This is a genomic window from Enterococcus montenegrensis (assembly GCF_029983095.1).
Lineage (GTDB): Bacteria > Bacillota > Bacilli > Lactobacillales > Enterococcaceae > Enterococcus_C > Enterococcus_C montenegrensis.
In genome coordinates, this window is the sequence record NZ_CP120467.1 from 2680249 (window position 1) to 2693757 (window position 13509).

12 protein-coding genes are annotated in these 13509 nt (G+C 39.4%); 2 read left to right on the plus strand and 10 right to left on the minus strand.

What is annotated here, in order from left to right; genetic code table 11:
• Positions 1 to 340 precede the first annotated feature (340 nt).
• Positions 341 to 1948, plus strand: a complete 1608-nt coding sequence (locus tag P3T75_RS12850) for a C39 family peptidase (protein ID WP_282461804.1) — start codon at positions 341 to 343, stop codon at positions 1946 to 1948.
• Between the two features lie 51 nt (positions 1949 to 1999).
• On the opposite strand, the gene recA is transcribed toward P3T75_RS12850, so the two are convergent.
• The 7 genes from recA to yfmF form a co-directional block, all read right to left on the minus strand.
• On the minus strand, positions 2000 to 3040 hold the full coding sequence (recA, locus tag P3T75_RS12855) for a recombinase RecA (RefSeq protein WP_206902671.1): 1041 nt from the start codon (positions 3038 to 3040) through the stop codon (positions 2000 to 2002).
• A 218-nt stretch (positions 3041 to 3258) separates the two neighbouring features.
• A complete protein-coding gene (locus tag P3T75_RS12860) occupies positions 3259 to 4494 on the minus strand; it encodes a competence/damage-inducible protein A (protein ID WP_282461805.1) in 1236 nt (411 codons plus the stop codon).
• Positions 4495 to 4747: 253 nt separating this feature from the next.
• Positions 4748 to 5326: a CDP-diacylglycerol--glycerol-3-phosphate 3-phosphatidyltransferase gene (gene pgsA / locus P3T75_RS12865; protein ID WP_282461806.1), complete on the minus strand. Its 579-nt coding sequence runs from the start codon at positions 5324 to 5326 to the stop codon at positions 4748 to 4750.
• Positions 5327 to 5358: 32 nt separating this feature from the next.
• Complete coding sequence (locus tag P3T75_RS12870; protein WP_282461807.1) at positions 5359 to 6267, minus strand: helix-turn-helix domain-containing protein; 909 nt, start codon at positions 6265 to 6267, stop codon at positions 5359 to 5361.
• 20 nt (positions 6268 to 6287) lie between these two features.
• Positions 6288 to 7013, minus strand: a complete 726-nt coding sequence (ymfI, locus tag P3T75_RS12875; RefSeq protein ID WP_282461808.1) for an elongation factor P 5-aminopentanone reductase — start codon at positions 7011 to 7013, stop codon at positions 6288 to 6290.
• Positions 7014 to 7015: 2 nt separating this feature from the next.
• Complete coding sequence (gene yfmH / locus P3T75_RS12880) at positions 7016 to 8314, minus strand: EF-P 5-aminopentanol modification-associated protein YfmH (protein WP_282462612.1); 1299 nt, start codon at positions 8312 to 8314, stop codon at positions 7016 to 7018.
• A complete protein-coding gene (gene yfmF / locus P3T75_RS12885) occupies positions 8311 to 9573 on the minus strand; it encodes an EF-P 5-aminopentanol modification-associated protein YfmF (RefSeq protein ID WP_282461809.1) in 1263 nt (420 codons plus the stop codon). Before yfmF ends, yfmH begins: the two co-directional genes overlap by 4 nt.
• 514 nt (positions 9574 to 10087) lie before the next feature.
• On the opposite strand from yfmF, the gene mscL reads away from it, so the two are divergent.
• Positions 10088 to 10537, plus strand: coding sequence for a large conductance mechanosensitive channel protein MscL (mscL, locus tag P3T75_RS12890; protein ID WP_206902654.1), 450 nt, complete (start codon positions 10088 to 10090; stop codon positions 10535 to 10537).
• Between the two features lie 130 nt (positions 10538 to 10667).
• Here mscL and P3T75_RS12895 read toward each other — a convergent pair whose 3' ends face one another.
• Genes P3T75_RS12895 through P3T75_RS12905 form a run of 3 tightly spaced genes read right to left on the minus strand, consistent with a single transcriptional unit; the run spans position 10668 to position 13289 of the window.
• Positions 10668 to 11363: a C39 family peptidase gene (locus P3T75_RS12895; RefSeq protein ID WP_282461810.1), complete on the minus strand. Its 696-nt coding sequence runs from the start codon at positions 11361 to 11363 to the stop codon at positions 10668 to 10670.
• 8 nt (positions 11364 to 11371) lie between these two features.
• Positions 11372 to 12742, minus strand: coding sequence for a hypothetical protein (locus P3T75_RS12900; protein WP_282461811.1), 1371 nt, complete (start codon positions 12740 to 12742; stop codon positions 11372 to 11374).
• The gene (locus P3T75_RS12905; RefSeq protein WP_230709642.1) at positions 12735 to 13289 is read right to left on the minus strand and encodes an RNA polymerase sigma factor; all 555 of its coding nucleotides are present in this window, start codon (positions 13287 to 13289) and stop codon (positions 12735 to 12737) included. Before P3T75_RS12905 ends, P3T75_RS12900 begins: the two co-directional genes overlap by 8 nt.
• Between the last annotated feature and the right edge of the window lie 220 nt (positions 13290 to 13509).

Sequence of the window (13509 nt, forward strand, 5' to 3'; positions counted from 1 at the left end):
CTTTTTAATCTTACGGGCCTTCCTGACGTAGTAATAATACCGCTTTCAAAACAAAGAGGTAAGGAACAAACTTTAGATAAAATGCAACAAATTTTAGAAATGGTATATCTTTTTTCATATTTTGTTCACATTTAAAATATGCTAGGAACCTTAACTGCAGACCTGTTTTTATTTTAAGATAACAAAACTTATCCTTAAATTTACTTTGTCTACTATTAAAGATATATTCTTTTGAACCGCACTTACAGCTAAGAGATAACAATTATTATTTCCAGTATTTTTACCGCTGGTGTATAATAACAGCTGTTTTAGAAATAAAGTGACGTTTGGAGTTAAGAAAATGAAGAAAACAAAAATAGTGTTTGCAAGCTTAGCGCTTTTAGCAGCTTTAAGCATTGGCAGCCTTTCAACACAAGCAAAAACAATCGCAGCTACGCAGGATAGTTCAGATACGACAATGCCAACCTCTACTGAAAATAGTAGTCAAACTGCTGCCCTGTCTGAGTCTGTTTCAACTAGTAAAAATAGCGCTGCAATTTCCACAGAGCAAACTACCACCACTACCACCAATCAAGTTACACCAAATTCAATCAGTAAAGAACAAGTTATGCCCCAAGTAAAAACAGCGGCTAAAATTAAAAGTACCCCACAACAAGTGACTCCTGTAAAAGCTGCTAGTCAAAAACCAGCAGTCGCTAGTCCGGTTAAAGCTAAAGGGGCAAATTTTTACGTTCAAATTACCAATAAAAATTATGCTATCTGGTCAAACTTTTCTTGGCAACAGCGCGCTGTTAGTTCCCGTTATTATATGAAATTACTTCACGTAAAGGTCATCTACACCCATCAAAATGGCGCGAACTATTATTCTTTATACAATAATCAAGACAAATGGGTGGGCTATTTAAATGCCGCGGCAACTAAAACAACTCCCATTCAAGGTAGTTGGCACAAAATGCAAAAATATGTCACCATTTCCCAACCGACTTGGACTATTTGGAATAATTTTGCTGGCAAAGCAAAATACAAAGCTGCAACATTAAGTGATCGGGTAGTTAAAGTGACCGGCTATTACACTCACTTTAATGGCGCCACTTATTATTCTCTTTATGATAATAACAACAAATGGCTTGGCTATTTGAATGCTGGTGGGGTAAAAGAAGTCGCTGCCCAAGGTTATTATCACAACTTTAACAAATACGTTAAAATTACGAAAAATTGGTCGGTCTGGCGAAATTTTAATTGGCAATTCAAAAGCTCTGCCACAAGCATTGCCAACCAACCCATTTTAGCCAAGGGCTATTATAAACATTTTAACGGCGCTACTTATTACTCCCTTTACAATCAAAAAGGAACCTGGTTGGGCTATATTAATAGTGGTGCTACAGCAATTAGTGCTGCACCAAAACCAAATAAAACGATTTTGTTAGGTGTGCCTTTTATTAGCCAAGGCAATACGATGTTATGTGAAGGCACTTCACTTTTACAAGCCCTCCATTACAAAAAAATTGCAACCAATCAAAATTTGATGACCTTCGTTAAATCGATGCCTTTATCACCAAATAATAATCCCAATAACGGCTTTTCTGGTGAATGGCGCCATAACGTCAACGGAACTTACCAAGGAATGAATCCAGGTCCTGTCGTTAAATGGGGCAATCAAAACGGTGGCAAACTCACAAATATTTCCGGTGCTACTATTCAAACTTTAAAAGGTGAAATAGCTAAGGGCAATCCTGTTGTAACCTGGGTTACCTATGCTTTTGCACCAGCAGAACACAAACGCATGTTTTGGGGCGATGCCATTTGGAATCGTCATGTCGTAACGTTAGACGGTTATAAAGATGGCTTTTATCACGTGGTCGATCCTGTTTTTGGCCCCGGTTGGATTGCTGGAAAATCTTTTGAAACAGCCTATAATGTTTCCCGGCTTGCTGTTTTGGTGAGATAGGACAAAAAATCCCCGCGAAAAAATTTTCGCGGGGATTTTGTCCTGTTTAAATTAATCTAAAGGTAATTCTTCTTGTGCTTCTTCAACAGTTACTTCACTACCATCTCCGATGCCATATGCTTCTCTGACACGCGTTGAGATTTCAGCTTTCATTTCAGGATGTTCTTTCATGTAGTTTTTGGCATTATCACGACCTTGGCCGATACGATCGCCCTTGTAAGAATACCAAGCACCGCTTTTATCAACGATATCTTGTTCTACCGCCATATCTAAAAGCTCTCCTTCTTGCGAGATACCTTGACCATACATTAAGTCGACTTCAGCTATTTTAAAAGGTGGTGCTACTTTGTTTTTAACAACTTTGATTTTCGTCCGGTTCCCAATAATATCTGTCCCAGATTTTAATTGTTCTGCACGACGAACTTCTAAACGAATCGTTGCGTAGAATTTCAACGCCCGTCCACCTGGTGTTGTTTCGGGGTTACCAAACATAATGCCGACTTTTTCACGAATTTGGTTAATAAAGACTGCGATTGTTTTGGTTTTATTAATGGAGCCTGAAAGTTTGCGCAATGCTTGTGACATCAAACGCGCTTGCAAACCAACGTGGGCATCCCCCATTTCACCATCAATTTCTGCCCGGGGTACTAAAGCTGCCACCGAGTCGATAACAACAATGTCAATGGCACCACTGGAAACCAAAGCATCCGCAATTTCCAATCCTTGTTCCCCTGTATCTGGTTGTGACAATAGTAACTCGTCAATATTAACGCCTAATTTTTGTGCATACAATGGATCTAACGCATGCTCTGCATCGATAAAAGCAGCTGTCCCGCCATTTTTTTGCACTTCCGCAATCGCGTGTAGCGCAACGGTTGTTTTACCAGAACTTTCAGGACCGTAAATTTCAACAATTCGCCCACGAGGATAACCGCCAACACCTAAGGCTACATCTAAAGCTAGCGAACCACTTGGAATAGTGGAAACTTGTTGATCTGCCTTTTCTCCTAATTTCATCACGGCGCCTTTACCGTAGTTTTTTTCAATTTTCTTTAACGCAGCATCTAAGGCTGCTTTGCGATCGTCTGCCAAATGAATTCCCTCCATTATCTTGTCATCTATTTACCAAAAGCTTCATCTTTTGAAGCGAAACTTGTAACCAAACATAAAAACTTGTGCAACTGCTAAGGAAAAACAACTCCTTATCACAGCTTTAATAATAGCCTTTCTAAATTAAAAAAGCAAGAAAAAGCGAACGTATTTTCGCATGTTAAAAGATATTAATCTTTTGTTCGCTTTTGGCAAATTATTTACAAAACTGCACGCCGCAATAAATCTAAGCCCGCCATAACTGCACTATGACGTACATAGGCGCGATCACGGGTGAAGTGATACAAGTGGGCCGTAACCTCTGTTTCACTTGCCAAACCAATCCAAACTGTTCCAGCTGGCTGACCTTCCAGCTCATCTGGTCCTGCCACACCAGTAAAACTTAATGCGTAGTCCGCACCAATAATTTTTCGGGCATTTTTAGCCATTGCTTTGGCGCAGGCTTCACTGACCACACCATACTCTTGCAATAGCGCTGCATCAATTTGCAAGAGTTTTTCTTTTTGCTCTTTTGCATAAGTTACAAAACCACCAGCAAAAACTTTCGAAGCGCCGCTGATATTGGCGAGGGTTGCTTGGAATTGTCCTGCCGTTAGACTTTCCGCTGCTGTTATACTGCAATTTTTTTCCTGCAATAATTTTACGACCACTGCTTCCAATGAATTTTCTTCACCGTAGCCGTAAAAGTATTCCCCCACCTCCTTTTTGATTGCAGCTTCTGTTTCATCTAATAATTTCATGCCCATTGCTTTATCAGGTGCCTTAACTGTCAGTCGCAGCGTAACTTCATTAGGTTTGGCATAAGGCGCAATCGTAGGGTTTGTTTGTTTTTCAATTAAATCAGCTAACTGGCTCACCAATTTAGATTCCCCAATGCCGTAAAATCGCAATACCCGCGAAATCAGTTGGTCTGTTTGAGGAAATTTTTCTTCTAAAAGCGGTTTAGCGTGGTGTAAAAACATCGGACGCAATTCTGAAGGTGGGCCGGGCAAAAGTAAAAAGGCTGTCGTTGCACTTTGATAAAAAATGCCAATGGCAAGACCCGTTTCATTTGGTAGGGCAATTCCCTCTTCAAAAATGAGTACCTGTCTTAAATTATTCGGTGTCATTTCCCGTTTGGCTTTCGTAAAAAAAGCATCTAATTCTTTGCGACCAGCGTAATCTTCGACTAAGTTTTGACCAACGTGTTTTGCGACCACGTCTTTTGTTAAATCATCAGTCGTCGGCCCCAAACCACCACATAACACCACAAGATCACTGCGCTCATCTGCTATCTGCAGCAAGTTTTCTAAACGGGCAGGATTATCCCCTACCACGCTATGATAATAGACCTCAATTCCCAGGTCCGCCAATTCTTCTGAGATAAAAGTCGCGTTCGTATTAACGACTTGGCCTAATAGAATTTCTGTTCCCACTGCAATGATTTCTGCTTTCATACTAGCTCCTCACTTTCATATACGCATTTTGTAAAAAAAACAATGAGGTCCTGCAAAATAAATTTCATTTTACAGCACCTCATTTCTTAGCTGGGGTTATGAAGTAAAAAAATCCCCACTTGTTTTATTTAACTATAAAAATTCCACATGAATAAATCGCTTCACAGCAAGTTTACAAAGCTTTTCTTCATGTCTGGCTTTTCAAACTAGCTTTATCGGCCTTAAGCTGAGCAAGCTCCAAAAGCCTTGATTTTTACATCGAGCCTTTAAAGACCGCGGTATTTTTAGCAAAATAATCAACACCTGAGTAAATCGTGAAGATCAGGCAGGCATAAAGTAAAATTTGATCAACAGGTAGCCCGATTAAGTTAAAGGGCATATTGTTTAAAAATAGGAAAATAATCGCAAGCATTTGAGTAGCTGTTTTTACTTTGCCTGGCCATGCGGCAGCCATCACTTCGCCGCCTTCGACTAATAATAAACGCAATCCTGTTACTGCTAATTCACGGCAGACAATAATTGCGACAACCCAACCAGGAGCTTTGTTCAAGTCAACCAACAAGATAAAAGCTGTCATAACGAGCATTTTGTCTGCTAGTGGATCCGCAAATTTACCAAAGTTTGTAACTAAGCCGCGAGCACGGGCGATATGACCGTCTAGCCAGTCGGTAAAACTTGCGATAGCAAAAATAATTGCTGCGACTAAATGGGTAATGGGTAGTTCAGTTGTTCCGAGTACTAGCGTGCCAAAATTAAAAGGCAGTACCAAAATCAAAATAAAAAGTGGAATCATACAGATTCGAATAACCGTCAACTTATTGGGTAAATTCAATTGAAAAAATCTCCTTTTCTACTTAAAACCGTCTATTCAGCCGTTTGATAATTAATTGCCAATGTTACATTTTTCCGTAAAGCCGGAATATTAGGATCTGTATAATTCAAGTCTTTGCCATTGGCTTTGATACTTAAGTTGCCACTTGCACCTAAAACGATGGTCGCATTGGTCACAGCTTCAGGTAAAGTCGTTGACTGTGTTTCTCCTGCTTGCAATGTATATTGGTAAACATAGCCATTATTAACTAATACCCCAATCCAACAAGGACCATTGGCATTGCCAACAAAATCCAATTTAATTGGACCTTTGGCATCACTCAAACTAAAAACAGCTTCTGTTTGCGTATTGCTATCTAGTTTTACCGCCATTTCTTTTTCTTTTTTCTCAGATTCTTTCGTGGATTCTGCTGGTTTTGATTCTGATTCTTTGGTGGAAGATTCAGCTACTTTACTCGTGGTAGTTGTTGCTTGATCCACTACTACTGAAGAATTGTCCGCAATCATTGGCGTTTGATTATTGCGATCTTGCCACGTCATGTAAAATACAATCACGACGATAACCAACGCAACCAACCCAAAGAAAATGACCGGTAACAACCGCATAACCGGGTTGCCGGTTTTTTCTTCTACGTGCAACGATTTTCTAGAGCCTTGGATGGTTTCTGGCTGCGGCCGTTTTGGCGGTGGCGGCGTTAGCGTTTCTTTGCCTGCTAACACGGCGACTAATTTGTCTCCATCTTCTCCGACTGCCTGGGCATACTGCTTCACAAAAGCCCGCACGTAAAAAGAACCCGGCAACAGATCTAATTCGCCGCTTTCGATTGCCTCTAAATAGCGTTTTTGAATTTTGGTAATTTGTTGTAATTCATCCAGTGAAATATTTTTATTTAAACGGGCTTGCCGTAATCTTGTGCCGATCGTTGTTGCTTCATTTGCCACTTACACATTCTCTCCAGTCTTTAATGCAGCCAGCCTCCTGTCACAGGAATTGTCGCACCGGTAATATATTGCGCATCTTGTTGAAATAAAAAGGCTACAGCTGCCGCGATTTCCTTAACGTATGCTAGTCTTCCTAGCGGGATTTCTTCTATTAATTGTTTTAATTCAGTTGCTGTGAAATCTTCATTCATCTTCGTAGCAACAGCTCCTGGTGCAATGCAATTAACCGTACAGCCATTAGCGGCCACTTCTTTTGCATAGGCGTTGACAAAACTTTGCTGCCCGCCTTTAACCGCACTGTAAACAGTTTCTAGGCTGCTACCATTTAAACCATAAACAGAGCCGACAAAAACAATTCTTGCTTGGCTAGAACGCCGCAATTTTTCCTCCAAGCCCTGCAAAATCAGCAGCGGTGTCTCCAAATGCAGCTGCCACAGACGCCGCATGTCTTGTTGTGTATGTTCACCAAGCAGACCATATTTGGTAAAACCGGCGGCAAAAACAATGCCATCCACTTGAAACAAACCCGCCAAAAATGACGGAATATCGGGGGTTTCTAGCATATCTAAGCATACCATAAAAAAATCTTGCTGGGGATAGGTTTCCTTTAACTCGCTAACAAATTTTAATACTTTTTCTTCATTGCGATGATAGTGACAATATAACGACCAGCCGTCTTTGGCTAAAGCGCGACAAATCGCTTCACCAATATCGCCGCTAGCCCCCATTACAAGTGCACTTTTCATGCTTACTCCCCCTTAGGATACATGAAAAATTCACTCATAGCGTCTGCATTTATTAACCGCTGGCCACAAGTATAAATATCTTCTAAGGTTATCGACTGAATAATTTGGGGCAAATCAAACAACGTCAATTCACCAAATAAATTTTGGTTGAATTGATTGGCAATATATTCTAAGGAATTCAAAGACTGGAAGAATTTCCCTAGCATCCGTTTTTTCAATAAAGATAAGTTGGCTTCGTTAATTTCTTCATCCTCACCGTAATCGAGTAAGATTTCTTTTACGGCTTTGGTAAGTTCAGCCGGCTTGTCACTGTCGCCGCCAAAATCAGCAAAGCAAAAGGTGCGATCCAAATTAAACTCATAACCAAACGTATCATCAATAACCCCTTCATCATACAGGCGCAAATAATTTTTAGAAGTGGTACCTAAAAGCAGCTGCCACAACAAGCTAGCGGCTGTTTTGAAACGTAATAATTCCTTGTTGTCTGTCGGAAGATCAGCCGTCAACATTTTAATTCCCAAAATGCCTTTAGCTCGCGCCACAGGCATTTCTAAGCGATCGACTTTTTTAATGTCTGTTAGCGTTTCGGCGGGAAATTCGCGTTTTATCGGTTGTGGGGTTGCAAATTTTTTGCCCGCTTGATTTTCTTTAATCAGCGTCATCATATTATCTGGATCAATGTTACCCACCACAAATAATTTCATGTTGCTAGGATGGTAAAAAGTGTTGTAGCAGGTGTATAAATCTTCAGCTGTAATTTCAGCAATACTTTCCACCGTTCCGGCAATATCAATGTGTAGGGGATGCTCTGGATATAAGTTGTTTATAATGCCAAAAAATTGCCGCCAATTCGGATCATCTTGATACATTTGAATTTCTTGACCGATAATTCCCTTTTCCTTATTCACACTTTCAGCTGTGAAATATGGGGCTTGCACAAAATCCAGTAAAGTCGTCACGTTTAAATCGATATTATCCGTTGCTGAAAACAAGTAACTGGTTTTCGTAAAGCTGGTAAAGGCATTGGCTGATGCGCCTTGTTTGCCAAAATCTTGAAAAACATCTCCTGTTTCTTTTTCAAACATTTTATGTTCCAAAAAGTGCGCAATTCCATCTGGCACAGTAATAAATTCTTCTTCCCCTAGTGGAATAAAGCGATTGTCAATGGAGCCATAATCGGTTGTAAATAACCCATAAGTTTTATGAAACCCGGGTTTTGGCAGTAAGTAGACCGTTAAGCCATTGGGTAAAATTTCGCTGTATAAGGTTTCGTTTACCATTTCGTACACTTTTTTCATTATGAGGCGCTCCTTTCCAAGCAGTAAATGGCTTTTAATTCTACTGATAACGCCATTTTCTTCACTGCGTCGATCGTTACTGCGTCAACACCTTTAAGAAAGGCTTCCTCAGATGTTTTCGTCTGTGGTAGCCACAAGTCTAAATACGCATTTTCAATCAAGGCTTGGGGATTATCTAAAGACAATAAAAACTGATTTTTTAACATCGCTTTGGTTTGTGCCAACTCTTCGGTAGAAACTTCCCCTTTTCTTAAACTCTCCAACTGCTCGTTAATCAAACGCAACACAGCTTCTCTTTTTTCTTGGTCGATACCTGTCTGCACTTTTAACATGCCGCGAAAAGAATCAAAAGAAGAAGAGGCATAATAGGCCAAACTTTCTTTTTCCCTTACATTCATAAAGAGCTTGGAATGAGGAAAACCGCCAAATAGGCCATTGAAAACAAGTAAAGCAAAACGGTCGGCATCGCCGTAATAGGTATCCATTTGATAGGCTAAATTTAATTTAGCCTGTACCACTTGGTCGTATTCCACTTGCTCATTAATAATATTGCTGTGATTTTGCGCAAAGAATATTTCTGGTTTCACCCGCTCACCTTTTTCAAAAGGTAATTGCGCCAAAATTTCACTAACCGGTTTGGCTTCAACGTCGCCAATAACAAAAATATCAATGTGATCTTCTGCCATCATTTTTTGATAGACAGCTACCAATTCTTTGGCCGTTAAACCTTCTGTTGTCGCCACAGTACCAAAACTTGGTACCTTTTGATCGGCAGAATTTTGGAAAAACAATTCCTGTAGGCGTAAAGAGGCAAAAGTCTGCTTATCTTCTTTCATGCTCTTCAAATAGGCGATCAAATTTTCTTTTTCAGTCGTAAAGGTCTTTTCATCAAAGGCCCCGTCTTTTACATTAGGGGCAAATAAAATCTCTTGCAAAAAGGCGACAGCTTGTGCAAATAAATCTTCTTCACCTACATAGCTTCCATTGACGATGGACATCCCAACGTTGACTTGGTGGATATTGCCTTTTTTAGCAACACTAACGCCAAAGCCTGCCCCGTAAAGTTCTGCTAAACGGGTACTTAACTCATTTTGAGTGGGGTAATTCAAACTATTTGTTTCTAATAAACTCGTTAATAACGTGCGTGCCGCCGCCGTTTTTTCACTGTGGCGGGCCGAAAAACGGATTAAAATCCGCGTTGTCTTATATTTCTTGGTGGGTATTACTTCAAGGTTGATACCACGGCCTAATTCAACTGACATATACATGCTCCTCATCAAATAATTTCAACTTCTCAAAGAAAAGTTGTCGCTACAATAAATTTTATTGCACTTCATATGCGTTTTATGCAAAAATTTGGGCACTCTTAGCGCTCCTAGTAGAGTTTGAATCTTACCGCCGCTTTATCAGAAAATCTTTGCAAATTGCCTTTAGAAAAGCTGGTAAAATTACAATTTCTCGTGAAGAATTTCGCGCCCTTTTTGGCTATAAAGAAAAGGCGCGATAAAATTCTTATTTTTAAAGCTAAATCCTGTCGTTATGTGTACTCGCCACTCGTTTTCATTTTAAAACAACATCACTTTAATTATAGCATAGCCCTGTAGTTAAGATTGATTTTACGCCTGTTTGCGATTTTGTTTCATATTATTTCAAATATTTAAAAATCTTCGTTATACTGTTTTTAGCAATCCGCATTTTAATGCAGATTTTTCATGATAGCTGAAGGTTTTTCACTTTCATTTTCAATGCGGGAAATAAAAGAAAGGAGCAAAAAAAATGATTAAAGAATTTAAAGAGTTTTTAATGCGGGGTAGCGTCTTAGACCTAGCCGTTGGGGTTGTTATCGGGGGTGCTTTTACGAGCATCGTCAATCAAGTGGTGGAAGGTTTGATCACACCTTTAATTGGACTTATCGTGTCATTGTTCACTAAAAAAGGCGATTTAGATTCCGCCATGAACGTTTTGGACGTTAAAATTAACGGTGTCAAATTTGAATTTGGCAATGTCGTAAGTGCTATTATCACCTTTATCATCACTGGTTTTGTACTATTCATCATCGTAAAATTCGCCAACCGCGCGAAAGATTTACGCAAAAAAGAAGAAGTCGAAGAAGAACCAGAAATTACAGCTGAAGACTACTTAAAAGATATTCGCGATTTGTTGGAAGCACAAAGTGGACCTGCCACAAAAAAAGCACGGGAAGATTTGAATAATTCAGAATACTAAAAAAGACTCTGGGATAAACGTCAATTGACTTTTGTCCCAGAGCCTTTTTGCGATACAGATACAGAAATTACTGCACTAAAAGACATGTGCTAACTTGTATTTTCAGCTTCTTTTTTGCTAATTATATTTTTTACGCTAAATACAGCGACTGACTTCCCATTATTTGGTAGGTCTTGATAAAGCGGGCTTTTTCCACCTGCCGATCTTTGTGGCCATAAGGATCATTAACATAGACCCAATCTTGGCTAATCCCTGTAATCACGACGGCATGGCATAATGTCACTACGTTAATTGTGCCATGTTGCGTTTGCCACGTTTTTATTTCACCTTTAGCTGGCAGTCTAAAGTCTGTTGTTGTTTCCACCCAGACAGGTGTCCCCTGCTTAACTAAAGACTCAATTTCAGCAAAATCCAAATTACGGCTTGCATGAACAGCAACATCAGATTGCACCACCTGTTGTGCTACTTGGGCCACCGGTTCAACCCCAACGCCCATCGCCTCTAATCCTCCATTGATGTTCCCAACAAATCCATCTTGTGGATCGCCATGAAGCGTGTCGTTGACCCAAACGGGAACATAAGTTAATTTTTCTGCTAACTTATTTTTTGTAGTTTGATAGCCATAATAGTTTAACAGCATCGATAGTGCCGTAATTTCACAGCCATTTCCGAGCTTTTTTTCTTCATTTTGATTTTCCAGGGGCACTTGAATTGTTACGGTTTGTTGGTTTAAGACCGGCTGCATTTTAGCATAGACTGTTGAAATGCCCAATAAAGATGCACCTAAGACAAGAACACCAAAGAAGATGCGTTTGATTTTCATCATCTCACCTACTATTCATCTAGCAAAACCCACGTAAAGGCAGAATTATTCAAGTCCATACTTCCTGTTCCTGTTAAGTTGAATTGTAAAAATTCTGCTTTTTTAGCTGGGTTAATCACGATATAGCCAATGGTTACTTTTTTCATTTCATGGGCAGCTAAATTTCCGATATTGTAATAGCTTTTCCCTTCGCCATGTTCACTAATAAAAACAGGTTCCCCATCGTGATCAAAAGGTTGTAAATAAGTCGCCTCGTCAAACTGATAACCTGCTTTTACTTTGTTCATTAATTGTAATTGTGGCGCAAAATACAAGTCCTTCACTTTTTTTGCAGTTTGATTGGTGATGGTGATGGTCATTTCGCGATACTGCGGTTGAATTTTTTGTTTGGCTAGTAGTTGATCGATCGTCTTGACGCCATCACCACGTTGATAACTACTGCCTTCATAGGTACCTAGATTGCCAGCTTTATCAATTAGACCGGCTTTGGCAAATTCTTCTACCTGCCCGATATATGCACGTTTGGCGTAATCTGGGAGTTGTTTTTGGGACGCATTTTCTTTTACTTGGATTTTCAAAGCGTCTTTTTTATCACCAAAACTTGCTTGAAAGGCTTCATTTTCATGGTAAATTGTTTTTTGATTTTCCTGAAGTGGCGTATAACTTTCTTTTGCTTTGTCCTCATTTTGATTTAGTGGTGTAACGGGTGTTGCTTTTTGGGCTGTCACCTTTTCCAAGCGCAAACCCGCAATGATTTTTTCTTGCTGCACTTTATTTACAGTATGATCAAACATAATCTGCAAAATGCGGTTTTCTTCTGGTAGCATCAAATAAGAAACCGTATCATAAGAGCTGCCATTTCCCTGTCTTTTCACTGTATATACATCATGTTGCCCACTGGTTGACTTTACCATGTCTACTGCGTTAGGGACTGTTAGTTTTTGATTTTTTTCCGGTTTAATAAGCGCTAGCGAAAACCCACCATCTCGAGTTTCTTTTCGCCAATATTTCATATTCTGAGTTTGGGGAATCGCCGTAAGTTCTTTTGGAACATAGGTTGCGTCAACACGATAATACGCTGTGTCCTCTGCTTCATTTTGTACAAATAGTGTCGTTAAAAAGCCATCTTTTTTGGTCGTGACTTCCCATATTTTATTGGCCGCAAAAGCGCTCGTTGGAATTAGAATTGCTGCTGCGGCAATTCCCATTAAGATTTTTTTATAGCGTTTGTTTTTATTCGTTGGCCGCTGCTTTTTCTTTATATTACGAATAATTTTTTCTTGCTTGATGTCATCAAAGGGCATCCCCGTATCTTGCAATAATTTAGTCAATTGCGCATCGTCTAAATGGGACAAGGGGTTATTCTCGTATTTTTTAGTCATTTATTGCACCTTCTTTAAGTAATTTGTCCATTACAATTTGAATTTTCTTTTTCCCGCGATATAAACGCCGATTTACCTCATCAACACTCAACTGTAACCTTTCACTGATAAATGCCGGCTTCCATTCTAAAAAGAAACGTTGAAAGCAAATGGTTCGGGTCGGTTCGCTTAATGTTTCAATCGCTTGAAAAAAAGCCCGCCAAATAGCATCGTCTGCCTGCTCTTTTTCAGGGATTGTCTCAAGTAAAAAAGCATCATCGGTCTCCACTATTTTTTGTTGTGCTTTCAATCGATTCAAGGCCATGCTTTTTGTCATTAATGCTAAATAATTTTTCAGCGAACCTTTCTTTTCATCATATTTTTCTGGCTGATTCCAAAAACGTAAAAAGACGTCACTCACTAATTCTTCTAAATCTTCTGCTGAACCTTGTTTGCCGATAATCGACCAACCCACCGCCCATAATAATTTCGAATATTCTTTGATCAGTCGATTAAAGGCCACTTCGTCACGAAGTGTAATAGCTGCAGCTATTTCTTTATCCTTCAAGTTATCTCCTCCACTTCACACATATATACAGCAAAAAATGTAAAAATCCTCCCTTAAAATTAATTTTCTAAAAAAAGATAAAAGAATTCACTTTTCTAATGCCTTTTTTTGGCTTCTTTTACTTAAGGCTGCTCTTTTTACATTCTTGATTTGTACGATATATTTCTAGTCCTGATAGTACAAAAAAAGCTCTTACACCAACTTATAATAGTTGGTGTAA